22 protein-coding genes and 1 riboswitch are annotated in these 25,853 nt (G+C 27.5%); of the genes, 20 read left to right on the top strand and 2 right to left on the bottom strand.

Annotated features, from left to right (window positions below):
• The first annotated feature begins 39 nt into the window (after window positions 1-39).
• From NSA50_RS09995 to NSA50_RS09935, 13 genes are all read left to right on the top strand, one after another.
• Entirely contained in the window at window positions 40-957 is a 918-nt protein-coding gene (locus NSA50_RS09995) for an ABC transporter permease subunit (protein ID WP_257444839.1), read from the top strand.
• Window position 958: 1 nt separating this feature from the next.
• On the top strand, window positions 959-1,852 hold the full coding sequence (locus tag NSA50_RS09990) for a sugar ABC transporter permease (protein ID WP_257444837.1): 894 nt from the start codon (window positions 959-961) through the stop codon (window positions 1,850-1,852).
• Between the two features lie 95 nt (window positions 1,853-1,947).
• Window positions 1,948-2,967 carry a LacI family DNA-binding transcriptional regulator gene (locus tag NSA50_RS09985; protein WP_257444893.1) on the top strand — a complete coding sequence of 340 codons (1,020 nt, stop codon included), beginning with the start codon at window positions 1,948-1,950 and terminating at the stop codon, window positions 2,965-2,967.
• Window positions 2,968-3,182: 215 nt separating this feature from the next.
• Entirely contained in the window at window positions 3,183-4,664 is a 1,482-nt protein-coding gene (gene malQ / locus NSA50_RS09980; RefSeq protein WP_257444835.1) for a 4-alpha-glucanotransferase, read from the top strand.
• A gap of 133 nt (window positions 4,665-4,797) precedes the next feature.
• Complete coding sequence (locus NSA50_RS09975) at window positions 4,798-5,094, top strand: DUF503 domain-containing protein (RefSeq protein ID WP_195262650.1); 297 nt, start codon at window positions 4,798-4,800, stop codon at window positions 5,092-5,094.
• A 94-nt stretch (window positions 5,095-5,188) separates the two neighbouring features.
• A riboswitch (SAM riboswitch) is annotated at window positions 5,189-5,337 on the top strand.
• Window positions 5,338-5,430: 93 nt separating this feature from the next.
• Window positions 5,431-6,468 (top strand): methionine ABC transporter ATP-binding protein, encoded by a 1,038-nt coding sequence (locus NSA50_RS09970; protein ID WP_257444833.1) that lies wholly within the window; start codon window positions 5,431-5,433, stop codon window positions 6,466-6,468.
• Window positions 6,468-7,106 carry a methionine ABC transporter permease gene (locus tag NSA50_RS09965; protein WP_195262648.1) on the top strand — a complete coding sequence of 213 codons (639 nt, stop codon included), beginning with the start codon at window positions 6,468-6,470 and terminating at the stop codon, window positions 7,104-7,106. Before NSA50_RS09970 ends, NSA50_RS09965 begins: the two co-directional genes overlap by 1 nt.
• Before the next feature lie 136 nt (window positions 7,107-7,242).
• A complete protein-coding gene (locus tag NSA50_RS09960) occupies window positions 7,243-8,076 on the top strand; it encodes a MetQ/NlpA family ABC transporter substrate-binding protein (RefSeq protein ID WP_195262647.1) in 834 nt (277 codons plus the stop codon).
• Window positions 8,077-8,275: 199 nt separating this feature from the next.
• Complete coding sequence (locus tag NSA50_RS09955) at window positions 8,276-9,208, top strand: serine hydrolase (RefSeq protein ID WP_257444830.1); 933 nt, start codon at window positions 8,276-8,278, stop codon at window positions 9,206-9,208.
• Between the two features lie 12 nt (window positions 9,209-9,220).
• The gene (locus NSA50_RS09950; RefSeq protein WP_257444828.1) at window positions 9,221-10,420 is read left to right on the top strand and encodes an alanyl-tRNA editing protein; all 1,200 of its coding nucleotides are present in this window, start codon (window positions 9,221-9,223) and stop codon (window positions 10,418-10,420) included.
• A gap of 218 nt (window positions 10,421-10,638) precedes the next feature.
• Window positions 10,639-11,352, top strand: a complete 714-nt coding sequence (locus NSA50_RS09945; RefSeq protein WP_257444826.1) for an N-acetylmuramoyl-L-alanine amidase — start codon at window positions 10,639-10,641, stop codon at window positions 11,350-11,352.
• Window positions 11,353-12,055: 703 nt separating this feature from the next.
• Window positions 12,056-12,586, top strand: coding sequence for a helix-turn-helix domain-containing protein (locus NSA50_RS09940; protein ID WP_195262643.1), 531 nt, complete (start codon window positions 12,056-12,058; stop codon window positions 12,584-12,586).
• Window positions 12,587-12,626: 40 nt separating this feature from the next.
• Entirely contained in the window at window positions 12,627-12,857 is a 231-nt protein-coding gene (locus tag NSA50_RS09935; protein WP_195262642.1) for a hypothetical protein, read from the top strand.
• A gap of 181 nt (window positions 12,858-13,038) precedes the next feature.
• Here NSA50_RS09935 and NSA50_RS09930 read toward each other — a convergent pair whose 3' ends face one another.
• Complete coding sequence (locus NSA50_RS09930; RefSeq protein ID WP_257444824.1) at window positions 13,039-14,787, bottom strand: ATP-dependent metallopeptidase FtsH/Yme1/Tma family protein; 1,749 nt, start codon at window positions 14,785-14,787, stop codon at window positions 13,039-13,041.
• 223 nt (window positions 14,788-15,010) lie between these two features.
• Here NSA50_RS09930 and NSA50_RS09925 point away from each other — a divergent pair, with 223 nt between their 5' ends.
• The 6 genes from NSA50_RS09925 (at window position 15,011) to NSA50_RS09900 (ending at window position 20,574) form a co-directional block, all read left to right on the top strand.
• Entirely contained in the window at window positions 15,011-15,454 is a 444-nt protein-coding gene (locus tag NSA50_RS09925; protein WP_257444822.1) for a hypothetical protein, read from the top strand.
• A 25-nt stretch (window positions 15,455-15,479) separates the two neighbouring features.
• Complete coding sequence (locus tag NSA50_RS09920; RefSeq protein WP_257444820.1) at window positions 15,480-16,436, top strand: YkvA family protein; 957 nt, start codon at window positions 15,480-15,482, stop codon at window positions 16,434-16,436.
• 43 nt (window positions 16,437-16,479) lie between these two features.
• Window positions 16,480-17,430: a ribonuclease H family protein gene (locus tag NSA50_RS09915; RefSeq protein WP_257444818.1), complete on the top strand. Its 951-nt coding sequence runs from the start codon at window positions 16,480-16,482 to the stop codon at window positions 17,428-17,430.
• An 89-nt stretch (window positions 17,431-17,519) separates the two neighbouring features.
• The gene (locus NSA50_RS09910) at window positions 17,520-17,693 is read left to right on the top strand and encodes a YtxH domain-containing protein (protein ID WP_195262637.1); all 174 of its coding nucleotides are present in this window, start codon (window positions 17,520-17,522) and stop codon (window positions 17,691-17,693) included.
• 302 nt (window positions 17,694-17,995) lie between these two features.
• Entirely contained in the window at window positions 17,996-19,297 is a 1,302-nt protein-coding gene (locus NSA50_RS09905) for a helix-turn-helix domain-containing protein (protein WP_195262787.1), read from the top strand.
• 17 nt (window positions 19,298-19,314) lie between these two features.
• Window positions 19,315-20,574 (top strand): helix-turn-helix domain-containing protein, encoded by a 1,260-nt coding sequence (locus NSA50_RS09900; protein ID WP_195262636.1) that lies wholly within the window; start codon window positions 19,315-19,317, stop codon window positions 20,572-20,574.
• Between the two features lie 369 nt (window positions 20,575-20,943).
• Here the strand turns inward: NSA50_RS09900 and NSA50_RS09895 are convergent, their stop codons facing one another.
• Complete coding sequence (locus NSA50_RS09895; RefSeq protein ID WP_257444814.1) at window positions 20,944-23,010, bottom strand: helix-turn-helix domain-containing protein; 2,067 nt, start codon at window positions 23,008-23,010, stop codon at window positions 20,944-20,946.
• 183 nt (window positions 23,011-23,193) lie between these two features.
• Between NSA50_RS09895 and clpB the strand changes: the two genes are divergently transcribed.
• Window positions 23,194-25,788, top strand: coding sequence for an ATP-dependent chaperone ClpB (gene clpB / locus NSA50_RS09890; RefSeq protein WP_257444812.1), 2,595 nt, complete (start codon window positions 23,194-23,196; stop codon window positions 25,786-25,788).
• The last annotated feature ends 65 nt before the right edge of the window (window positions 25,789-25,853 follow it).

Below are 25,853 nucleotides of genomic sequence, written 5' to 3'. Positions count from 1 at the left end.
TATTAACCTATCTCTATATAAGATAAAGGGGGATTTTAAATGGGCATGAAGAGTAAAAGTCGTAAAGCTTATTATTTTTTAGCACCAGCACTTATTTCAATATTTATATTCACACTACTTCCAGTACTATCAACAGTATACTATGCTTTTACTGATTATACTCAGTTTTCAAAAGGTGAAATTAATTTTGTAGCTTTTTCTAACTTTATAGAGGTTCTGACAGGACCTTTTAAAGAAACATTTTTACCTGTATTTGCATGGACATTGATTTTTGCAATAATATCTACTCTCGGATGTTTCTTCTTAGGATTAGTTATAGCATTAGTTTTAAATAATCCTAACATAAGAGAAAGAGGAATATATAAGGGAATATTAATACTTCCTTGGGCATTACCAGTATCAGTTGCAATTTTATCATTCCAAGGCTTATTTAATGGAAGTTATGGACAAATAAACAACTTATTAATGCAATTACACATAATCCAAGAGCCTATAAAGTGGTTAACAGATCCAAATTTAGCTAGGCTAAGTATAATAATAGTTAATATATGGCTTGGATTTCCGTATATGATGAATGTTTGTTTAGGTTCATTATCTGCAATACCAGAAGTTTATTATGAAGCAGCAATGGTTGATGGAGCAAGTAAGTGGAAACAGTTCACAAATATAACTTTACCATCAATAGCTAAGACAGCTTATCCACTTATAATCTCATCATTTGCATTTAATTTTAATAATTTCAGTTCAGCTTTCTTAATAACAGGAGGTGGCCCTCCAAGATTGACAACACAATTTGCAGGTTATACAGATATACTAGCATCAGTAAACTACAAGCTTTCAATTCAATTCGGAAGATTTGATATTGCATCAGCACTTAGTATAATTATATTTATAATAATTGCATCAATTTCATTTGTTCAAATGAAAGCATCTGGTCAGTTTAAGGAGGTTGATTAATATGCAAACAGAGGTAAATTTAAAGAGTCTATCAATAAAAAAGGATAAAGTAGTATATAAAAAGAAATTAAGATCTGATGAAATTAGAACAGCTTGGCTTGGAAGAATTTTCTTATGGTTAATGATAGCAATAACATTAATCCCTATAGTGGCAGTTGTCTCTGCGTCAATGGCAAAAGGTCAAGCATTTAGTCAAACAACTTTCTTCCCTGCGGAATGGACTTTAGAAAATTATAGAAGAGTATTTGAAAAGACAAATTTCTTATTATGGCTTAAGAATTCATTAATTATCTGTACAGCTGTAGCATTGGTTCAATTGCTTTTATCAGTACCAGCTGCATTTGCTTTTTCAAAGCTAAGATTTTGGGGAAGAAAAAATGGACTTATGAGTTTACTAATACTTCAAATGTTCCCAGCAGCTATGGCATTGCCAGCAATAATTGGAATAGTTTTTACTTATAATTTAACTAATAAACCATGGGTATTAATATTAATATTAGCTGGTGGTAGTGCATATAATATATGGCTTTTAAAAGGGGCAGTAGATGGAATCCCTGATGAATTAGTTGAAGCAGCTTATATAGATGGAGCATCAACTTGGAAGGTATTCTCAGCAATAATATTACCTTTACTTAGAAATATGTTAATAGTTATATTCTTATTTGCATTCATAGGTGCTTATGGTGAGTTTATGATATCATCAGCAATATTAAAGAATGCAGAAGCGCAAACTATAATAACAGGATTACAAAAATTTATTAAAGATCAATTCTCTGCAAACTGGACAATGTATTCAGCTGCAGCAGTAATGGCATCATTACCAATAGTATTTATATTTATGCTTTTACAAAAATATATAGCAACAGGATTAGTTTCAGGTTCAGTAAAAGAATAATGATTTTACCCTTAAATTAAATCTTATGGTATAATAAATGTAGAAATTAATGGAAACGATACCGAATAATTTGTCGGAATTTGGAGGGAATTATGATAAACATAAGAGATATTGCAAAAATTGCTGGGGTAGGAGTTAGTACAGTTTCGAGAGTTATAAATAATCATCCAGATGTGAAAGAACAAACTAGAGAAAGAGTATTAGAGGTAATAAGAGAAAATAATTATGTACCTAATAATAGTGCTAGGAACCTTAAAAAAAATAATACAAATAGTATTGGAGTATTAATAAAAGGGGTTTTTAATCCATTCTTCTCAGAAATGTTAGACTCAATAAGTAAAAGGATTTCTAAAGCTGGATATTCTATGATTTTAGAGCATCATGATTATTTAAGTGATGATGAAATGAATAACTTAATATCCATGATAAAGGAAAAGAGGCTACAAGGGGTAATTTGTTTAGGAGGAAACTTTACAGATGTAAAAAATGATGATTTTAATGATATAAATGTACCGGTTGTATTAACTTCAATAAATCATAAATATGGAAAAGAGTTTTCTAATTTCTCATCAGTGTCTATAGATAATGAAAAATCTGCTTATTCAGCTACACAGTATTTAATAAATAATGGACATAAAAATATAGCTATAATGCTAGGCGATGAAAATGACTTTGGAATTGGATATCTAAGAGAAGCTGGTTATAAAAAGGCATTAAGTGAAAATAACATTGAATTTAATAGAAATTATAAAATTCTAGGACATTATGATTATAGAGGAGCATATGAAGAAACAGATAAGTTATTGAAGAACAATAAAGACGTTACAGCTATATTTGCTATATCAGATATAATGGCTGTAGGGTGTGCAAAGGCTATAAAGGATAATGGGTTAGAAGTAGGAAAAGATGTTGCAATAATTGGATTTGATGGTATGGACATTAGTGAATTTTATAATCCTGCAATTACAACAGTAATACAACCTAAAGTAGAAATGGCGAAGATAAGCGTAGATTTATTACTAGATTTAATAGCTAATAAAACTGATAATAAACACGTTATACTGAATACAGAGCTGATTGAAAGAGAATCAACAAATTTCAAGATAAGTAAATGAAAATTAATCTATTCATGATATTATGAAAACTTTTATCATGAATAGATTATATATAATATATAGATTTAAAATAAATTGTTTATAGCCCTCAGGCATATAAGTAAATCTCTCTTATGTATTAATATAATAGATTAATAATTTATTATAAATAATTCTCAATATATAATAATAATTATAATATAGAAATAGGTTTTATGAGAAATGAGGTAAAATTTATGAAAAGAAGTAGTGGTATATTGATGCATATTTCATCATTACCAGGTAAATATGGAATAGGCACATTTGGAATGGAAGCGTTTGCCTTCGTTGATTTTTTGAAAAAAAGCGGACAAGTGTATTGGCAGATATTGCCATTAGGACAAACTAGTTATGGAGATTCACCATATCAATGTTTTTCAGCATTTGCTGGTAATCCATATTTTATAGATTTTGAATTGTTAGAGAATGACGGGTTATTAGCTAAGGAAGATTATTCAACCTTAGACTATGGTTCAGATGAAAATAGTGTAGATTATGCTAAATTGTTTATAAATAAAAATAAAGTATTAAGAATAGCATATAAAAACTCTAAAAATAAGTATGATAAAGAAATAAACAAATTTATAGAGGAAAATAAATTTTGGTTAGAAGATTATGCTTTATATATGGCTGTTAAGAATCATTTTAATTTAGTTAGTTGGCAAAATTGGGATGATGATATAAGACTTAGAAAAAAAGAAGCTATAGATTCTTATAAATCATTGTTAAAGGATGAAATTGATTATTGGATATTTGTTCAATATATGTTCTTTAAGCAATGGTATAGTTTGAAAAAGTATGCTAACGATAATGGAATTGAAATAATAGGCGATATTCCAATTTATGTAGCAGAAGATAGTGCAGATATATGGAGTAATCCAGAGTATTTTAATGTTGATGAAAATATGATGCCAATAACGGTAGCAGGATGTCCACCAGATACGTTTTCAGCTACTGGACAACTTTGGGGAAATCCAATATATAATTGGGTCAACTTAGATAAAGATGGGTATAGCTGGTGGATAGATAGGGTTAGAGAAAGTTTTAAGTTATATGACGTAGTAAGAATAGACCATTTTAGAGGATTTGAAGCATATTGGGAAATACCATATGGTAATAAGACAGCAGAATTTGGACAGTGGACAAAGGGACCTGGAATAAAGTTATTTGATGCAATAAAAGATAAACTTGGAGATGTTAATATAATAGCAGAAGATTTAGGAATGATGACTGATGATGTCATGAAACTTAGAGATACAACAGGTTTTCCAGGTATGAAAATATTACAATTTGGATTTGGTGATGGAGATAGCAGAGACTTACCTCATAATTATCCAGTTAACTGTATAGCTTATACAGGTACTCACGATAATGATACTGTTTGTGGATGGTACAATGTTACAGGAAGCAAAGAGGAGATAGAAAAAGCCAAGAAGTATTTAAACTTAACTTATGAAGAAGGAATTGCAAGAGGATTAATAAGAGGAGCATGGGGAAGCCCAGCTTACTTAGCAATAACAACTATGCAAGACTTCTTGGGGTTAGGAAATGATGCAAGAATGAATATGCCTTCTACATTAGGTGGTAACTGGGTATGGAGAGCTTCGTCAAAGGATTTAAATGATAAACTAGCAAAAGAAATTTATGATTTAACAAAATTATATGGCAGAATAAAATAATTTTAACTAGATTATTAAAGTAATCCCCTATAAAAATTATAAATAAAGCTCATAGAGAATATTCTCTATGAGCTTTATTCATAATAATGTTAAGATATATAATATCTAAAAATTGTAATGTAGGTGGTTGAAAATGAGAGTTCTAGTAATGAGCGTTAAATTAAGAGCAAGCTGGGTACATTCTTTAAAAGAAAAGAGGATGGTGGTTAAAAGTATAACTCAAAAATTAAAAAATAAATTCAATATTTCAGTAAATGAAGTAGAAGATCAAGATATTCATCAAAGTATAGTAATTGCTATTTCAGGAATATGCTCAAGTAGTTCACAAGTTGATTCTACAATGGAGAATATAATTAATTTTATTGAGTCAAATACAGATGCGGAGATTATTAACATAGAAAAGGATGTTATTATGTTTAAATTTTTATAGGAACAAATACATAAAATTTAAAGTAGTGGGTTGACAATCCAATCCAATAAATGTATATTAATATCAATAGAAAAATTAAATAATTAGATTACGTTTCTTATCAAGAGTGGTGGAGGGACTGGCCCTGTGAAACCCAGCAACCTGTAATAGGATTAAATGATAAGTCTAATTTGTATTAGATAAAATTTTATTCTTATTAAGTTTGGTGCTAAATCCTGCAGCTTTTTTGCTGATAGATGAGAGAATAGATTAATATGTGAATTTACGCGCACTAGAGATTTATTCTCCGGTGCGCTTTTTGTTTTACTTTAAGTTTCATAAAAGGGGGAATGACTTGTGATTAAAATTAATAACTTAAGTAAAAGATTCAATGATGTTGAAGTTATAAAGGGAGTTTCACTTAAGATAGAAGAAGGAGAAATATACGGAATTATAGGGCATAGTGGGGCAGGAAAATCTACATTACTTAGATGCATAAATGGCCTAGAGAGTTATGAAAATGGATCAATTACAGTAATGGGAAGAGAAGTTAAAAAACTGAATGGACTAGAGCTTAGGGAGTTTAGAAAAAAGCTAGGAATGATATTTCAAGGATTCAATTTGCTCAATAGAAAAACAGTATCTGAAAATATAGCATTACCATTAGATGTATGGGGATATGAAGAAGAATATAAAAAATATAAGATTGAAAATAAAGAAAAAGGAATAAAGTCTTGTAGCTATAATAAATTTAAGAAAGAAAGAATAAAGGACAGAGTAGATGAACTTCTAGATTTAGTAGGACTTTCAGAAAAAGCAGATGTAAAACCAGCAAGCTTAAGTGGCGGACAAAAGCAAAGAGTAGCAATAGCAAGAGCTTTAGCATTAGAGCCTAAGATTTTACTTTGTGATGAAGCTACTTCAGCTCTAGATCCTAAAATAACAAAAGATATACTATCACTTTTATCAAAGATAAATAAAGAATTAGGTATAACAATTGTAATTGTTACCCATCAAATGGAGGTAGTTAAAGAGGTTTGTGAAAAAGTTGCTTTAATAGAAGGGGGCATTTTAAAAGCAGAAGGTAATTCAGAGGACTTATTTTTAAAACCAGAAATCTCTCTTAAGAAATTTTTAGGAGAGCAGGATGATGAGTTACTACCTACAAATGGGATTAACATAAAGCTATTTTTTCCAAGTACATCATCAGAAAATGCTATTATTACAAAAATGGCTAGAGAGTTAGATATAGATTTTTCAATAGTTTGGGGGAAATTAGAAAAATTTAGAGAAGATGTGCTTGGTAACTTAGTAATAAATGTAGATCTAAATGATAAAGAAAGAGTAATAGAATATTTAGAAAGTAAAAATGTGGTATTGGAGGTGCTTAATTAATGTCAGAAATATTAATACCAGCGTTTAATAAAACAATTGCAATGGTTTTTTTCTCAACATTATTTTCGCTTATATTAGGATTTATACCAGCAATTATATTAGTAGTTACAGCTCCAAATGGATTAAATCCTAATAAGATTATATATAGAGTTTTAGATACAATAATAAATATATTAAGAGGGTTCCCATTTTTAATTTTAATGGTAGCAATAATACCACTTACAAAGTTAATAGTAGGAAAGTCAATTGGTACACCAGCAGCTATAGTTCCACTAACAATAGCAGCAGCACCTTTTGTAGCAAGAATAATAGAATCATCCTTAAAAGAAGTAGATCCAGGAGTTGTAGAAGCAGCCAAATCATTTGGGGCATCTAATACACAAATAATTTTTAAGGTTATGCTAAAAGAGGCAGTTCCATCAATAATATCAGGATTAACATTAACTGTGATAAGTATAATAGGATATTCAGCTATGGCTGGAACAGTAGGTGGTGGCGGACTTGGTGATGTAGCAATAAGATATGGATATCAAAGATATCAAACAGATGTTATGATTGTGACAGTAATAATTCTAATAATAATCGTACAAGCATTACAGTCGCTAGGAAACTATCTATATAAAAAATTATCAAAATAAAGTTTATAAAAATTAAATTAATATATAGAAGATAAATGTATGAAAGACATTTAACTAAAAGAACTCTACAAGAGTTATATCCTAAATTATCAATTGTCAATTATGCATTATCAATTATTTCGAGGGGGTTAAAGAAATGAAAAAAAAATCAATTTTATCATTATTATTAACAGGGGCTTTAGCAATAAGTTTAATAGGTTGTGGAAATGCAAATAAGGAAAATGAAACAGGGGCAAAGAGTGAAGATAAAACAATAACAATAGGGGTTACTCCAGTTCCTCATAAGGAAATAGTAGAAGAAATAAAACCTGATCTTGAAGCAGAAGGATATACAGTAAAAATAGTAGAGTTTACAGATTATGTAACACCTAACACAGCTTTATCAGAAAGTGAATTAGATGCAAACTACTTCCAAACAATTGCATATTTAGATGAAACTAATGAAGGAAAAGGCTTAGATTTAACTTATACAAAAGGTATTCACTTAGAACCTTTAGGGGTTTATTCTTCTAATATTAAGGATTTAAATGAATTAGAAGAAGGAGCGACAGTTGCAGTACCAAATGATCCATCAAATGAAGCAAGAGCTTTAAGAGTACTAGAAGGTGCAGGGTTAATAAAGTTAAAAGACGGTGAATTAGTTACACCAAATGATATAACAGAGAATCCTAAGAAACTTAAATTTGAAGAGCTTGAAGCTGCTCAATTACCAAGAGTTTTAGAAGAAGTAGGTATTGCCGTTATTAATGGAAACTATGCCCTTGAAGCAGGATTGAATCCAGCTGAAAATGCTATTTATTTAGAAGATGCAACTAACGATGCTTCAAAAAAATATTATAATGTATTGGCTGTAAAAAAAGGAAACGAAGATAGTGATAAAATACAAGCTTTAACAAAGGCTTTAACATCAGATAAAGTTAAGAAATTTATTGAAGAGAAATATAATGGATCAGTAATTCCAGCTTTCTAGAAATTAATTAAAATATAAAGAATTTAAGAGATTTATTGAAAAGAAATATAGTAAAATATAAAAATTAAAATGGAAGAGTAAGTAAGAAAATAAGCTTTTACTTGCTCTTTTAATTTGCATTTAGAATTATAAGAATTTATATATGATATAATAATTATAAAAATATAATTAAAATAATGCTTTGAAATAGGGGGCATAGATGAAAAAAGTACATGTTTTATCAATTATTATACTCATATTATTTTTACAAGGATGTACTAAAAAAGAGGAAGTTATAGAGTGTGATAAAAGTAATTTTATAACAAATAGCATAAAAGACGAAAATATGGATGAGAAGATAGGTTCAAATATAGATAAAAAGATAGATGAAATAGTAGGAGATTATAAGGATAATATATCTATATACTATAAGAATCTAAATACAAATGAGGAATATATATTAAATGCAGATAAATATTATGTAGCAGCAAGTACAACGAAAGTACCTTTATGTATGATGATTTTAGATCAAGTTTTTGAAGGTACAATATCATTAGAAGATACTATTTATTATGAAGAAGCAGATAGTGAAGGTGGAAGTGGAGTTTTATACTACTTGCCAGAAGTGCCGGACATAACTATTGGAGAAGCTGTTTATTTATCTATTGTTGAATCAGATAATGTTGCTAAGAATATGTTACATAGAATAAGTGAAATATCATTAACAGATTATTTAAGAGATATAACGGAAGATGACAGTATTTCTTATGATAATTCTATCACTGCAGAGCAATTATATAAGGTATTAAAGAGATTATATGAAAAACCAGATAATAATCCTTACTATGAAAAACTTATAGAATACATGAAAGAAACTGTATTTCATGATAGAATAGATAAATATGTGCCTTATGATATAGTATCGCATAAAATTGGAGATTATTATAGATATTATCATGATTTTGGAATAGTATATGCTAAAGATCCTTATATAATAGTAATATTAACAAAGGACATAGGTGATTTAAGTGAGGAGCCTTATGAAAATGGAAGTGAAGATGAAAGATATCTTTTAGATTGGGGTAATGAAGCCTATGAAATGATAGCAAATATATCAAAAGAAATATACTTAATGGTTGAGGAAGATTATTAATAGGTGAAAAATATGGAAAAATTATATTACATAGATCAATATTTAAAAGACTTTGAAGCAAAAATTGTAGGTATTAAAAAAATAGATAGTAAATTTCATTTAGCCTTAGATAGAACAGCATTTTTCCCAGGTGGTGGAGGCCAAGTTTGTGATTTAGGTGAGTTAAATGGAGTAAAGGTATTAGATGTATATGAAGAAAATAGGGAAATATATCATGTTGTTTCAGAAGATATATCAGACCAAATTAACGTAAAAGGTAAGATTGATTGGGATAGAAGAGAAGATGGAATGCATCAGCATTTAGCTCAACATGTATTATCAGGATGCTTTTTTAAACTTTTTAATAGAAATACATTAAGTATTCATTTAGGAAAAGATATTAGCACAGTAGATATTATTGGGTATTTAACTGAAGATCAAATAAGAAAAGCTGAAAAAATGGCAAATGAGATAATAAGAGAAAATATTTTAGTAGAGAGCTTAGTACCTAGCGAAAAAGAGCTGGAAAATATGAATTTAAGAAGAGATTTGCCTAATACAGAAGAAGAAATAAGAGTTGTTAAAATTGGTGATTTAGATATTAATGCTTGTTGTGGGGTTCATCCAAAGAAAACTTTAGATTTAAAATTAATTAAAATTAGAAAACACGAAAAAAATAAAGATAATACTAGAATTGAGTTTTTAGCTGGAGAGAGAGCAATTAAAGATACTTTATTTAAAGATAAAGTATTAAAAGATATATGTAATTATTTAAGTAGTAATGAGGAAGAGGCATTAAATAGTATTAAAAATTTAAAAAATAACATAGACGGTTTGAATAATTTAAAAAGAAAACTAGAAGAAGATCTTATAGAATATGAAATAGAAAATATGATCCTTAATTCAAGTAAAGAAACTGATTTGACAATTATAACAAAGATATTTAATGAAAGAAGTATTGATTATATAAGAAAATTAGCTAATAGATTAGTTGATAGAGGTAATATTATTTGTTTATTTGCAACTATAAATAATAATAAATCCAATATATTATTTTCATGCTCTAAAGAGCTGGAGAAAGTTAATATGGGGCAACTTTTAAAAGAATCAATTAAGGAAATAAAGGGAAAAGGTGGAGGAAATAAAATATTGGCTCAAGGATCAGGAGAAAATATAGATATTGAAAAGTATATTAATAGTATCAAAAATAAAGTAAAAGAAAATGAAATTTAATGGAAAGCTACTCCTAGATTTGAGAATTTGGAGTAGCTTTTATGTTTTTTTAATAATTAATGAAGATATTAGGACTATAAGATGATTAATTTTTCTATTTGTCAAAAATGAAGATGGAGATATTAATTTTGTAACCAAGTGTTGAAGTTATAAGTATACTAAATTATGAATTAATACAATATTTATATTCTTATATATAAATAATAGGAGGGACAGAATTGGCAAAATGGGTGTTAGATGCAGCACATGGAGGCAATGACCCAGGGGCAATAGGAAAACATGGTAGAAGAGAAGCTGATATAGTCTTAGAAGCAGTATATGAAGCTAAAAGATTGTTAGAAAGAAATGGAGAAATAGTATTACTGACTAGAGCATCAGATGCAAATTTAGATGCAAAAGACAGGGTAAATATAGCCAATAGCTGGAATGCAGATTATTTTGTTAGCTTCCATATGAATTCCTTTGTTGATGATTCAATAAAAGGAAGTGAAATAGTAATCTTTGAAAAAGGAGGTAAATCAGAAGATTTAGCAAAATTTATTAAAGATGAGCTATTAGCAAATTTAAAGTCTAATGATAGAGGAATAAAAGAAGCAAGTTATACTGTGCTAAGAGAAACTAATATGCCTGCGGTCATAATTGAAGCAGAATTTATATCTAACGAAGACATAGAGAAAAACTTTAGTAGTATTAAATATGGGTACATGGTAGCCAAAGCTTGTTTAGCTATGGTTGATAAGGTTTTAATTGATATTCCAATAAAAAAACCTAAAACTCCAGCAAGAGAAGGGTGGAGAATTTGTTTAGGATATTATCGGGATTATGAAGAAGCAGAAGAAGAGTTAATTAAATTAAATAAAAATGGGCTTAAAGGAGCTTATATTGTTCCATACCCTGAGGAAAATGGGAAAAGTGAAAATGTGAAAGAGTAAAGAGTTAAGGAAATAACTTAGAGGAGCCGAGTTATGAAAAGAGAAAAAGTTGAAGCTATGAAAAAGTAAAATAATGAAGGAAAACTATTCTAAGGCAGTAAAATCAAGGACTTCAAAGGGGCTAACGTTTCGTTAGCTCATTTGAAATTGTGTAGTAAACCTCTTGAATGGATTGAAACATTTAGATAAAATATATCAAAGTAAGTAGGTCGGTGTTACTTTTGAAGAAGATACCTACTTTTATGTTGCTAATAGGAACTGTTTTATCATTAAATTTCCTCGCAAATAAGCCGACTAATGTAGTTGGTGATTACGATAAGAAATAGGTGTAGAAATAACAGTATTATTTGACATATATGAAAATAGCTTTGAGTAGAATAGTATTTATGAAATATATTGGAGTTACTAAAATAAAGAATTAAAAAGGAAGTCGCGTTTCGCGACTCCCATGTAAAATAGGTAATTAAAATTTTGAATTTATGTATATTAATTAAAAATAAAATAAATTAAAAATAGAATAAATTAAAAATAGAATAAATTAAATTTGTTACCAAGTAAATATATGCTTGGTTTTTTTGTTATGAAAAATATTTCTTGGTGTCTCGGAACAATTTATAAGAAAAGTAGTATAATATAATTAAGTAGTAAAAAATATTTTAGTAATAAATAATTATGGATCAATAAAAATAAGAGGAGAATGAGAATGAATTATTTAGATTTATATCTGCAAAGGAATAACAGTAAGAGATATGATGTATATAAAAAAACTGGAGTTAGTCAACAATTGCTTGCAACTCATACAAATAAGAAAATAGAAAAGTATTCAAATAAGGTAATAATGGCTTTAGCTGAAACTTTAAATAAAACTCCAGGTACTGTATTGGATGAACTTATAGCTTTAGAACAAGAAAATCCAGCATTTGAAGCTTTTAATCCATCAGAATTATTAATTGGATTAGAGTATAAATATGACATTATAATTATAAAAGGGGCTTATTGTAATGAGATATATAAGCTGATGAAAGGACAACTTTCAGAGACAGAGAGTATGGGGTTTGAGCTAGGTAGTGCAGGAGTAGCAAGTGTTCTTGCTTATGCAATTAATATGGTAAGGGACTTATTTAGTAATTCGGATAAACTTCAAAAAGAAATAGAAAGAAAAATAATATTATATAAATTAGTAGAAGCAAGTCATGAGCAATTAATCTTAAGATTAAAACAACTTGATTATTAGGGAAAATTCACAAAAGGTTTCATTAGGTCAAGAGACATATATGAAAATATTAGAATTAACTTTTGAGGCTGAGCCAATTTTTAAAACATTCATTTATCAAAATACTCTTTATAGGATACAAATTGATGGGCTAAATACTAGCAATCCATATAAAAGAAGGATTGTAGGAAATAGATTAATTGAAAGAGAAGAATTAGATAGAGTCTCATACGACTTATATTATAATGATAGTTTTATGGAAACTGTTTTTTGGTATAGAAAAGTACAATAGAAAAATAGGGGGCTGTGCATAATTAGAAATGTAAAATTTAGAATGTAGAGTTAAGGTGAATACTACTGAAAGTAGTTTTTAAATAATATAAATTTAAGTATTTCAGGATGAAATACTACCTTAATTTTAAATTTTACATTGGTATAACTTTATGCAACAGCTCCTTTTAAATTTTTATTTATTAAATTTTTTCATTAAATAAGCTGTATATTTCTTTTTCGTCCAAAGTTTCTTCTTCTATAAGATTCATAGCTATTTTATTTAGAATTTTTTTATTCTCTTTAAGCAATTCTAAAGTTTCTTCATATAGTGAATTAACAAGTTCCCTACATTCTTCAACTATTGGATTTCCATAACTATTTGAAAGAGGTCCGAGGCTAGATAGTTTTAATAAACCTAATGTTTTTCCCATGCCATATTCTGAAATCATGGACATTGCCATTTCTGTTGTTTGACTTAGGTCACCTTGAGCTCCAGTTGAAATTTTATCTTTTCCGAATATAATTTCTTCTGCTGCTCTTCCGCCAAGGAGTACCATAATTCTATTTTTTAGATAATCTAATCTTTGATAAGAACTATCTTTAGGTATAGTTAATGTATAACCACCAGCACCTTTAGTTGTTGGAATTATAGTTATTTTTGAAACTTTATCGTCAGGTGTTTTTAATAATGAAACAAGAGCATGTCCAGCTTCATGGTATGAAGTTAATAGCTTATCTTCTTCAAGATAATGACTTCTTTCCTTTTTCTCATAACCAGCAAGAACAATAGAGTATGCTTTATTTATATGATCTTGAGTCAGCGAGACAGAATTTTCTTTGGCTGCTATAATTGCAGCTTCATTAATTAAGCTTTCTAGTTTTGCACCTGAAAAGTATGCAGTTTTTTTAGCGATATCTTTTAAATCAATGATATCGTGAGGCTTGTTTTCTAAATGTAATGATATTATTTTTTCTCTAGCACTTATATCAGGTAATGAAACCTCTATATGTCTATCAAATCTACCAGGTCTTAATAATGCTGAATCAAGAGTATCTAATCTATTAGTTGCAGCAATAACAACTATTCCTTCTTGTTCACCAAAGCCTGACATTTCGGTTAATAGAGCATTTAAGGTTTGATCTCTTTCATCATTTCCACTAGATGCACTAGAGCCACCTCTTTTTTTACCTATTGCATCTATTTCATCTATAAATATAACAGCTTTACCTTGAACTTTTGCCTTTTTAAATAAATTTCTTATCCTAGCAGCACCAACCCCTACATATACTTGTACGAAGTCTGATCCACTTAATGCATAGAAAGGAACTTTAGCCTCACCAGCAACTGCTTTAGCAAGTAAGGTTTTACCTGTACCTGGAGAACCATAAAGGATAACTCCTTTTGGCATTCTAGCACCATAATCTTTATATTTTTGAGGGTTCTTAAGAAAATCTACTATATCCATAAGGCTTTCTTTTGCTTCTTCATTACCAGCTACAGAATCAAAGTTTAGAGCATTTTGATCTTCTGAAAAATCTTTAACATCTAAATTAGTCATGCTTGATGATCCAAGTTTTCTTTTATTAATAGTTACAAAAACAATTGAAACAATTGATATCAAAAGAATACTTGAAGCAACTGTTTTAGGAGTACTTGTACTATTTTGATCTAATACTTCTATATTATGTGTTAATAACTCTTCTTTCAAAGTAGGACTATCAGGATCATTTGTTGAATATTTTGTTCCATCTTTTAAGAATACAGTTAAATTAGAGTTATTATTAAAAATAACCTTGGAAATATTATTACTAGTTATATCTTCTAAAAAAACTGAATATTGTTTATTATGATTAGCTTTGGAGCCAAAACTTGTATATCCCAAAACTAATGTAGAAAAAATAGCAGTAACTATTGGTATCCAAATTATATTTTTCTTTATTTTATTCATCATTACCTCCTAAATAGAAGATGGATTTCTAAGAATATTGTAACATTTAAAAATATTTAGTCTAATTAAAATCATATATTTTTCCAATGTAAGTATTGGTGAATCTGTAAAATTGAAAAGATATCTTTTAAAAGTCTTACAAATAGAGTATACTTTAAGTTAAATTATTGACTAATTAGACTAATATCTTTAACAAGTAATATAGCAAGGAGAGGTTTTAAAAATGCTTAACTCAACTGTATTAACGTCAGAAGATATTACTGAGATAATCAATTTAAAAGGAAAAGAAAAAGGAATAGAGGTAACCCATATAGAAATTACTAATGGAGTAGAATTTTCAGGGAAAATTAGGGCGAAAATAAATGCTAGCTTTAAAGGAATTATATATATAAAAAGTTTTTGTAATAATAAAATAATATTAGAAGCACAAAATTTAAATATAACTAGCTTAGGGTTATTGAAGGGAGCAAGTAATGTAATATTAAAGGCCATTGTAAAAATGCTTGGAGAAGATTATATAAATATAAAAGATAATAATATAATAATTGATTTAAATAAGGTAAAGAGCGATGGTGCTTTATATAACACATCCATAAGTGACGTATATATTAAGGACAAGGCTTTATATATAATTGGGACAAATTTGGACATGTATTTAAATGCATAAATAACTTGTATTATAGGAGGTAATTATGAATATATCAGGGGTTAAGGTTTCGTTAACAGGAGAGGACTTATTAAGTATTATAAATGATTTTGTAAAGGTAGACGGATTAAATTTATCTAAGATTGAAATTGGTGAGGAAATAAAATTATTTGGAAGCTACGTTAAAGGTTTTAAAATAGATTTTATTGCTGGAGTAAAAATTAAAAGAGTTGAAAATGGAATTATTCATGGGGAAGTTTCTTCATTTAAAATAGCTAAAATTAAGGTGTTTTCTTTATTAAGGAAAATGGCATTAAAATATACGCTTAAGTCATTAGAAGAAAAAGGAATAAATTATGAAGACGGAAAAATTGTTATAAATTTAAAAAGCTTACTAAAAGACGTGCCTTATGTAGACCTAGATATTGCAGATATACATATTAAACAAAATATATTAAATGTGGATGTATCAAATATAAATATTTCTTTAGATGGAAACTTAAAAAAGGAAGAAACTGAAGCTTTTGAAGATGAAGAAGTCATTGAAGAAATTGATGAAAATATAGAAAAAGTAAAAGATTGTTATAGTAGTGGAAGAGGATATTTAGAAAATAAATTACCACAAAAAATAAAGACATATAGTGATTATTTATTTATAATACCAGATATGGCGGCTTTATTATATAGATTATTAAAAGATAAGAGAGTACCAGTTAAGACTAAGTTAATAATATCAGGAGCAATTGCATATATCGCATTTCCAACGGATATAATACCAGATAATATTCCCTTTATAGGTAAAGTAGATGAAATAGCAGTGGCGTTTTTTGCTATTGATAGGATTATAGCTGATGTTTCAACTAACATAATATTAGAAAACTGGGAAGGGAAAAATGATATAGTTCTAGTTATTAAAAATATAATAGAATATGTTACTAACTTTACTGGTGCAAGAAATGTGGAAAAAGTTTATAATTTTGTGGAAGAAGTCATGTCATTATAAAATAATGTACAATATTTGAAGATAATTTTAAGGAGCATAGAGTATGGGTAAAAAAGTTTATGCAATAAAAGAAGGATTTAATTTTACTACTAATGAAAAAGTAGAAAATATAATCGTTAATACATGGGCAGAATGTTTGAAATATGTAAAGGGTGTTAAGGGGGCAAAATATAAGAGCTTTGAAGATATAAATGAAGCTAAAAAGTTCTTAGAAGAAGGTAGTAAGTTATTAAAAAAGGGGATAGATAAATATCCAGAAGATTGTTTGCATATATATGTTGATGGAAGTTATAGTATAAGTTCTGAAAAGTATTCTTATGGATTAGTTGCAGTTAGAGATAATGTTATAGAATATATAGAATCGTCAGCAGCAAGGGATAATACTAAAAGTAATATCAGACAAATTGCAGGAGAATTGGAAGCATCAATAAAAGGTGTTGAATATGCAATAAGGAATAAGGATAAAAAAGTTGTTATATTCCATGATTATGAAGGTATAGCCCATCATGCTACTGGATTTTGGGAAAGAAGAGAAGAGTCATCTATTAATTACTATAATAAAATGAATGAATTAATTAATAGTGGCATAGAAGTTATTTTTGTAAAAGTTGATAGCCATACAGGTGATTTATTTAATGAAATTGCTGATGAAAAATGCAAACAAGAATTATCAATTGTTTCAGATAGAGTAGTTGATAAATGGCTAGATAAAAATGAATTATATGTAGCTAGTAACAAAATTAAAAAAGAAATACTAGAAATTGTTAGTGGAAAAGAAGAGAAAATAATAGTTGTAGGAAATAGTGAAGAGGATGTAGCCATATCACTTGATTCATATAATAATGAAGATTCTTCTAATGAAAATCCTACTAATATAGAAAATGAAAGTGTGAAAATAATAAATCAGTTAAATGTATTTATGAAAAAAATATCTTTAGAAAATCAGCTAGATGTATTAAAGTACGCTGAATATTTATATAATAAACAAAAATAATATAAATTCCATAATTTTCATAGAGTAAAGAAGATAATATTACTAATAATAAGTATATCTAATCAAGAATATTTATAGAGGTGATAATTATGGCAAAGATGATGAGAAGTATGGCAGCTGGTGCAATGCTAGGAATGGCAGTAAGCGCTATGGTTTTACCACAACTAGATAGAAGGACACAAAGAAATATAAGAAGAGCTAGTAAGAGAGCAATTAATATGGCTGGCGATGCTTATGATACAATAATGGGTTATATGAAGTAAAAGAGTAGGAAATCTACTCTTTTTTTGTTGTTATTATTAAAATAGCACTATAATTTATATAAATTCAATAACAATATTTACAATTTTTATAGTATTTTAGATATATTTAATGATATAATAAATAAAAAATGAAAAAATATTCTAAATTTGATTATAAAATTTATAATTTGACGAAAAAAATCTAATCTATAAAGTAGTTCAGTAACAATTACTATTTAAATTTGTTAAATTATGATATAATTGAATAAAAACAAAAAATTTGAAAAATTATTAATTTATAGTAATGAAAAGGAAGAGTATTGATGGAAATTCTTGCATTAGGGGAAAAAATAAAGAGAAGAAGAAAAGAATTAGATATGACCCTTAAAGATTTAGCTGGAGATAGGATAACCCCTGGACAAATAAGTTTGGTAGAATCAGGAAGATCTAATCCTTCTATGGATTTATTAGAATACTTAGCAGGTGCATTACAAACTTCAGTTGAGTACTTAATGGAGTCTGAAGAAACTCAGGCTGAAAAGATTAGTATTTATTATGAACAAGTTGCTGAATCTTATATTTTATCAGGAGATTATATAACAGGAGAAAAATATATAGAAAATGCTTTATATTATGTAGAAAAATATAATTTGGAATATAGAAAGGCAAAAATACTATATCTAAGGGCTGAAATATACATGGCTAAGGGCGAACTAACTTTAGCACAGCAATTTTTCTTATCATCAAACGTAATATTTATTAAAAATAATAATTATGAGGAAATTATAAATACTTTTTTAAATTTGGGTAAAATAACATTGAAGTTAAAAGCATATCATTCTGCTAATAGTTATTTAAGACAAGCTGAAAAGGTCTACTTAGATAATAGTATTGGCGATGATTCATTGCTTGGGGAAATATATTATTATATGGCTAGATCCTATTTTAAAACTGAAAATATAGGAAAGGCAATAGATTATTCATTTTTAGCAAAAAGTAAATTTGAGCAAGTTCAGAATAGAGAAGAGTATGCTAAAACTTTACTATTAATATCTGAAGAATATAATAAAAAGGGAGATCTAACTAATGCTATTAAGTACTCTCAAAAAACTTTGGAAGTATATAAAGAATTAGAAGAACTGAATAATATATCTGAAATAGAGAATAATTTAGGTAAGTTATTTTATGAGTTTGAAAATATAGAGGAATCCTTTAAACATTATGAAATATCTAAAGATATAAGAATGAGGAGAAAAGACTACAAGATAATAGATACTTTAATAAATATATGTGAGAATTATATTAAGTTAAAGAATATTTCTAAGTGTGAGGAAGTATTAGAAGAAATTGCTTCATATATGGAAGAAGATGATATGGAGAAATTAATAGATTTAAATATATTATGGTATAGAATTTATACAATAAAAGAAATGTCTAAAGAAGCGGAATATATTTTATTAGATACTTATAAGTTAGCTAGAACGAGCAATTTAAAGAAGCAATCTGCTCAGTTAGCAATTATGATAGGAAAATTTTATATAGATAATAAAAGAGATTTTGAAGCAGCTAAATATTTAGATGAAGGAGTTAATATTTTTAAGGAAATAGGAATACTTAAAAATTAACTCAAGCGGGGGTTTAAATGGAAATATTATCAACTGGAGAAAAAATTAAAAGAGCAAGGGTATATCAAGGGATAACTTTAAAAGAATTATGTGGAGATAAAGTATCCATATCAAAAATGAGCTGCATTGAGAATGGAAAAATAAAGGCAGATAAAGATATTCTAGAATATATATCTAACAAGCTTAAAATTGATTATGATTATTTAGTTAGAGATGTTGAAGAACAAATAGTTAGTAATCTTGAATTAATTAGAAATAATTCAATACCAGAAGATGAAATAGATGATGTGATAAACCATAATTTAAATTATGCTTTAGAATATTCCTATGATGATTTAGCGTTTGAGCTTATGCATATACTGTTTAATTTTTATGTGGAAAAAAATAAGGTTGAAAATATACAAATTATAATATCTCAATATTATGATTTGTACCAAAAAAATAATACTCGTGAGAATACAATAACTTACTACATAGATATGGCTACATTTTTTTATAGTATTAAAGAGTATAATGAAGCAGTAAATTATTATAGTAGAGCAAAGGATCTTATAAAGGATTCTGAGAAGTTCGATAAAGAAAAATATTCATATATTTGCTATAAAGAAGGAAAGTCTTATGAAAAATTAGGATTATTACAAGAAACTTATAATTCTATAAAAGAAGCAATAGATTACATAACTTATATTGATGGTGATATTGAAAAAGGAGATATATACCATTGTTTTGCTACTGCATGTATTAAATTAAGAAAAAGTGATGCGGATAAATATATAAAATTAGCGTATGAATGCCAAAAGGAAAATACAATGATTTTAGCTTTAGCAAAAGGAAAAAATGGTGAGAGTTATTTTTATGTAAATGAAAGAGAAAAAGCCATTAAAGAGATTAAAGATGGAATAGACTTATTTCCACCTGATAATAAGGCGAAGTATGTTAAATTTTTAAATAAGTGTATAAAAACTCTTTATAATAATGAAGAGTACGATGTTGCATATGAAATTACTGATACAACATTAAATTTAGCTATTGATACGAATGATATAGTATTAATAGAAGAAGCTTATTATTTAAAAGGAATGATACTTCAAAAGAAGGGGCTATATATTCAAGCAGAAATGTATATGAATTTATCTTTGGATTCTTTATTTAAGTTTGCTAATAAAGAAAAAAGATATGAAAGATATTTAGACATGGCAGAAATGTATTATAAGCTAGGCGAAGTGAAGGATTCCCTAAAGTATTTTACTTTAGCCATGAAATTAGAAAAAGAATAAATAAAAGGTAGATTAGCCACCTTTTATTTATTCTTTTTCTAATTAAATATATAATAAATACTATAAACTTCAAGTTTCTATAGAATTTTTATTTTATCTATGCAGTTATTTAGATGGATGTAAAATTGCAGTTAACATGCTTAATATTGAGTATTTTGATAATATACCAGGCATAAAGAATAAGCCTCTCATTAAATAATCAATCCTTTCTAAACTTTTTTAGTTTATTATTATGATTAAATTATAGTTTAATCTAAGTATAAAAGCATTGACTTAAGTGTTGATATTTAAGTACATTTAAGTTATTAAAATTAAAATAAATAAATTAAAAAAGTACAAAGAAACCATAAAATTTGGTTTCTTTGTACTTTATTTAATACTTTTTATCAAAATTAGCTTAGCAGCATAACCCCTAAGTTCAGTAATTATATTTAGTATTACATTTTTCTTTGAATATTTAAATTCTATCTTAGGAAAAGATGCTTTGTGCAGAATTTCCTTTTCCTCTTTATTAAGTCTATCTGGTGAACCCATGGATAACCAATAATTATATGAAGATCCAACTCTTTCACTAATCTCGTAAGTAATGATTCTAGAAGATTTTTTTATATTTTCAATGTTTAAGGAAATTTTTCTTTTATATATTTTTCTTTTACCACGCTTAGTAAAAATATCTTCGAAGTTTTGCATTTCATTCAATTCATCATTATATGAATATAGCAAAATACAATATTCATCGTCCTTTTTAGTTACAATATATCCATTTTCCATTGCAACTATTTCATTTCCTAATTTGCTAAGCAAGTAATATGCGTAATAGGATGGTTTTCTAATTCCCATATCATTAACAAGTCCAGGGGCTCCTATAAATACTTCATTTGTTAGACTTATTTCTTTTTCTAAAACATCAAAAGCTCTTAAGAAGCTTAATGAGTTTTTATTAAAAATAGTATTATGAATTATATATGGAAGCATATAAGCAGTATCATAAATTTTATTTAAGCTTTTATCACATATAAAATCATTTTCAATGACATCTAAATTATACTCTTCAATTAAAAATGAACTTAATGACTTTTTGGTGTTTTTAGATATAGCTGGTGTAAATTGAAATTTAAATTGCGATACATCAATATAATCTATCTCTGAAAAATATTCAAAGAAGCTAGTTAGAACTTGTTTATATTTATCAAAAGTAAAATTAGAGTTATCAATTAATATAAGTGGTTTTAAATCTATATAATCTAAAAATTCTATTACACTTTTGGCTTTATTCCAATTATAAAAATCGGCTTTAGGAAATACTCCCATATCACTATTAAACATATTTTCGAGCCTTACATAATTAAAATGAAGTTCTTCTTGAATTTCTTCAAGAATATTTTTATTATCTTCTAATAATAAATCAAAAGCATCATCTAAATTTATAACTTCACTATAATCCTTGTTGAATTCTCCAAGACTATTATCCATATTTATATGAATTTTCCACAACTTATTTTCATAGTTAAAACGTTCATAATCATCTAATTCAGAAGATAAATATTCTAAAGCTTCTTCAAGTTTTAATATTTCTATTTTTTTAATTTCTTCAAGTTCTTTTTCAGTTAATTTATTTTTCTTTCTATACTGAAGTGGAGTACAACCATAATAATTTTTAAAGTTTTTATTTAAATATCTTACATGAGAAAAACCAACTTCATCAGATATATCTGAAATACTCAAATCACTATCTAATAAAAGCTTAACAGATTCTTCAACTCTAGTTTGGTTAACTAAATCAGTAAAGCTATTTCCAGTTGCGTATTTAATCTCATGAGATAGATAATGAGGACTTAAGAATTCTTTTTTCGCAATTTCTTGTAAAGTTATATTGCTATCATAATTATTAAATATATATTTAGAAATTCTATGATATCGAGCTAATTGCTCAGTTTTTTCTTTTAGCTCTTCTTTTTCATAAGTTAAGTAGTGGAAGTTATTTATAAGGTGATATAATAAATCTATTAAAATTGATTCAATTTCCTTATCATAATCATCAAGTTTTTGAATAGCTTCACATAAGAGTTTGGCTAAAAAATTTCTAAGAAGATCATATTCTTCACCTTCTTGAGCGCCATCATCAGTAGAATTTGTATAGAAGAATATGTTGTTTATATCTTTATAATATTTTTCAAAAAAGTAAGGATCTATATGAAATATTAATACCTTATTATCTTCATTACTATAAATTCTGTGAGCCTCATCAACATTTATTATTTCTAATTCTTTCTCAAGTAACTCAAATGAGTCAGTATCTATATTAATGTTAACACTCCCACGTAAAACATATAATATTTCAATAGAATTATGCCAGTGAATAGGGCATTCTTGTATATTTGCATAAGTTATTTTAATTGGAGCATCTTCCTGGTAACTCACATATTCTCTTCTCATAAAATCCCCTCTTTTCTAATAGAATTAAGTTATAATTTAATTATAGCTTATTTATTAATAAATATAAAATTTTCAAAAAAATAAGCAAAATAAACTTTGACTTTCTTTGACTTTTGTATTATTATATGAATATAAGGATATATTAAATATGTTTGAGGTTGTAAATGTGAGGAGGAGTTAAGCATGAATATAGATAAAATGACCTTAAGAGTACAAGAAGCATTAAATAATGCTAGTTTAGTAGCGGTTAAATATAACCATCAACAAGTAGAGTTAATTCATCTATTTTGTGCATTAGTAGAACAAGAGGATGGATTAATACCAAATATTTTAACTAAGATGGGAGTTAGAGTTAAATCATTAGATGAAGATTTAAATAAAGTACTAGATAATAAGCCAAAGGTTTTGGGAGAAGGTGCTAACTCCTCTGGAGTTTATGCTACAAGACAAATTGAAGAAGTTTTAGTCAAGGCTGAAGATATAGCTAAAAAATTTGAGGATTCTTATATAAGCGTAGAGCATTTAATGCTTGCAATAATTGAAGTAGATAAAAATGGAGAAGTTAAAAGGTTATTAGATAAATATAATATAAACAAGAAGAATTTCATGGAAATTCTAAAAGAAGTAAGAGGAAATCAAAGAGTAGAAACACAAGATCCAGAAGGAACATATGATGCATTAGGTAAATATGGAACTAATCTTACAGACTTAGCTAAAAAACATAAGCTTGACCCAGTTATAGGAAGAGATGATGAAATTAGAAGAACAATTAGAATACTTTCAAGAAGAACAAAAAATAATCCAGTGCTAATTGGAGAACCTGGTGTTGGTAAAACTGCAATTGTAGAAGGATTGGCAGAGAGAATAGTTAGAGGGGATGTACCAGAAGGTTTAAAAGATAAAGTGATTTTCTCGTTAGATATGGGTTCCCTTATTGCGGGAGCTAAATATAGGGGTGAATTTGAAGAAAGATTAAAAGCTGTATTAAAAGAAGTTCAAAGTAGTGAAGGTAGAATAATCTTATTTATAGATGAAATTCATACTATAGTTGGAGCAGGAAAAACTGATGGCGCCATGGATGCAGGTAATTTAATAAAACCATTACTAGCAAGAGGAGAGCTTCATTGTATAGGTGCTACAACTTTTGATGAATACAGACAATATATAGAAAAGGATAAAGCGTTAGAAAGAAGATTTCAACCTGTAGTTGTAGAAGAACCTACAGTAGAAGATGCTATATCTATACTAAGAGGGTTAAAAGAAAGATTTGAAATTCACCATGGTGTGAGAATACATGATACTGCTTTAATAGCAGCAGCAAAATTATCTCATAGATATATTCAAGATAGATATTTACCAGATAAAGCTATAGATTTAATAGATGAAGCTGGAGCTATGATAAGAACAGAAATAGATTCATTACCAACAGAATTAGATAATATAAGAAGAAAGCAATTCCAATTAGAAATTGAAAAAGAAGCTTTAACTAAGGAAAGTGATGAAGGTTCTAAGAAAAAGCTAGTAGCTTTAGAAAAAGAAATAGCAGAATTAAAAACTAAAAATGATGAAATGACTGCAAAATTTGAAAAGGAAAAAGATGCAATAGTTAATTTAAGAGATTTAAAATCTAAATTAGATGATGCAAGAGGAGATCTAGAAGCAGCTCAAAGAAGCTATGACTATAATAAGGCAGCAGAAATTCAATATAGTGTTATTCCAGCATTAGAAGAAGAAATTAGACAAAAGGAAGTGGACGTAAAAGAAAATTACGAAGGAGCTCTTTTAAAAGAAGAAGTAACCGAGGAGGAAGTTTCTAAAATTCTTTCTAAGTGGACTGGAATCCCAGTTACAAATTTATTAGAAGGAGAAAGAGAAAAACTTCTAAGATTAGAAAATGAAATGCAAAGAAGAGTAATTGGTCAAGAAGAAGCTATAACAGCTGTTTCTAATGCAATATTAAGAGCAAGGGCAGGATTAAAAGATGTAAATAAGCCAATTGGTTCATTTATATTCTTAGGACCTACAGGAGTTGGTAAAACAGAACTTGCAAAAACTTTAGCAAGAAATCTATTTGATTCAGAAGAAAATATAATAAGAATTGATATGTCTGAATATATGGAAAAACATTCAGTATCTAGATTAGTTGGAGCGCCTCCAGGATATGTAGGATATGATGAAGGTGGGCAACTTACTGAAGCTGTAAGAAGAAATCCATATAGTGTGATACTATTTGATGAAATTGAAAAAGCACATGAAGATGTATTTAATATGTTCTTACAAATTCTGGATGATGGAAGATTAACTGATAATAAAGGTAAAACTGTTGATTTTAGAAATACTATAATAATTATGACATCTAATATAGGAAGTAGCTATCTTCTAGAAAATAAAAATGAAGATATAGTTGATGAAAATATAAAAACTCAAGTTATGAATGAAATGAAATTAAGATTTAAACCAGAGTTCTTAAATAGAGTAGATGATATAATTATGTTTAAGCCATTATCAGAAACTGGAATTAAGAAGATAATAGATATATTCTTGAAAGAAGTTTCAAGTAGATTGAAAGATAAGAATATTACTTTAGAAGTAACAGATGAAGCAAAGACAACTATGGCAAGAGAGGGATATGATCCAGTATATGGAGCAAGACCATTAAAAAGATATATACAAAATAGCCTAGAAAATAATTTAGCAAGAAAGATTATAAAAGGTGAAATTGGATATGGATCAAATGTAGTTGTTGATGCAAAGGAAGAAGAAATAGTAATTAAATAATTGAACTTAATGATATGTATTAGCTTTCCTATTTTTATATAATGTCGAATACAATTCTAGATTTA

The organism is Clostridium mucosae (genome assembly GCF_024622765.1).
In the GTDB taxonomy this organism is placed as follows: Bacteria; Bacillota; Clostridia; order Clostridiales; family Clostridiaceae; genus Clostridium.
This window is presented reverse-complemented; position numbering and strand designations above follow the sequence as displayed.

Excerpts from the sequence above, each read along its gene's own strand:
- NSA50_RS09990 (WP_257444837.1), top strand. The coding sequence starts at position 959 with ATGCAAACAGAGGTAAATTTAAAGAGTCTATCAATAAAAAAGGATAAA.
- NSA50_RS09910 (WP_195262637.1), top strand. The coding sequence starts at position 17,520 with ATGGCAAAGATGATGAGAAGTATGGCAGCTGGTGCAATGCTAGGAATG.
- NSA50_RS09895 (WP_257444814.1), bottom strand. The coding sequence starts at position 23,010 with ATGAGAAGAGAATATGTGAGTTACCAGGAAGATGCTCCAATTAAAATA.
- NSA50_RS09960 (WP_195262647.1), top strand. The coding sequence starts at position 7,243 with ATGAAAAAAAAATCAATTTTATCATTATTATTAACAGGGGCTTTAGCA.
- NSA50_RS09975 (WP_195262650.1), top strand. The coding sequence starts at position 4,798 with ATGAGAGTTCTAGTAATGAGCGTTAAATTAAGAGCAAGCTGGGTACAT.
- NSA50_RS09930 (WP_257444824.1), bottom strand. The coding sequence starts at position 14,787 with ATGAATAAAATAAAGAAAAATATAATTTGGATACCAATAGTTACTGCT.
- NSA50_RS09905 (WP_195262787.1), top strand. The coding sequence starts at position 17,996 with ATGGAAATTCTTGCATTAGGGGAAAAAATAAAGAGAAGAAGAAAAGAA.
- NSA50_RS09935 (WP_195262642.1), top strand. The coding sequence starts at position 12,627 with ATGAAAATATTAGAATTAACTTTTGAGGCTGAGCCAATTTTTAAAACA.
- NSA50_RS09955 (WP_257444830.1), top strand. The coding sequence starts at position 8,276 with ATGAAAAAAGTACATGTTTTATCAATTATTATACTCATATTATTTTTA.
- NSA50_RS09900 (WP_195262636.1), top strand. The coding sequence starts at position 19,315 with ATGGAAATATTATCAACTGGAGAAAAAATTAAAAGAGCAAGGGTATAT.
- NSA50_RS09940 (WP_195262643.1), top strand. The coding sequence starts at position 12,056 with ATGAATTATTTAGATTTATATCTGCAAAGGAATAACAGTAAGAGATAT.
- NSA50_RS09995 (WP_257444839.1), top strand. The coding sequence starts at position 40 with ATGGGCATGAAGAGTAAAAGTCGTAAAGCTTATTATTTTTTAGCACCA.
- NSA50_RS09965 (WP_195262648.1), top strand. The coding sequence starts at position 6,468 with ATGTCAGAAATATTAATACCAGCGTTTAATAAAACAATTGCAATGGTT.
- NSA50_RS09950 (WP_257444828.1), top strand. The coding sequence starts at position 9,221 with ATGGAAAAATTATATTACATAGATCAATATTTAAAAGACTTTGAAGCA.
- clpB (WP_257444812.1), top strand. The coding sequence starts at position 23,194 with ATGAATATAGATAAAATGACCTTAAGAGTACAAGAAGCATTAAATAAT.
- malQ (WP_257444835.1), top strand. The coding sequence starts at position 3,183 with ATGAAAAGAAGTAGTGGTATATTGATGCATATTTCATCATTACCAGGT.
- NSA50_RS09925 (WP_257444822.1), top strand. The coding sequence starts at position 15,011 with ATGCTTAACTCAACTGTATTAACGTCAGAAGATATTACTGAGATAATC.
- NSA50_RS09920 (WP_257444820.1), top strand. The coding sequence starts at position 15,480 with ATGAATATATCAGGGGTTAAGGTTTCGTTAACAGGAGAGGACTTATTA.
- NSA50_RS09915 (WP_257444818.1), top strand. The coding sequence starts at position 16,480 with ATGGGTAAAAAAGTTTATGCAATAAAAGAAGGATTTAATTTTACTACT.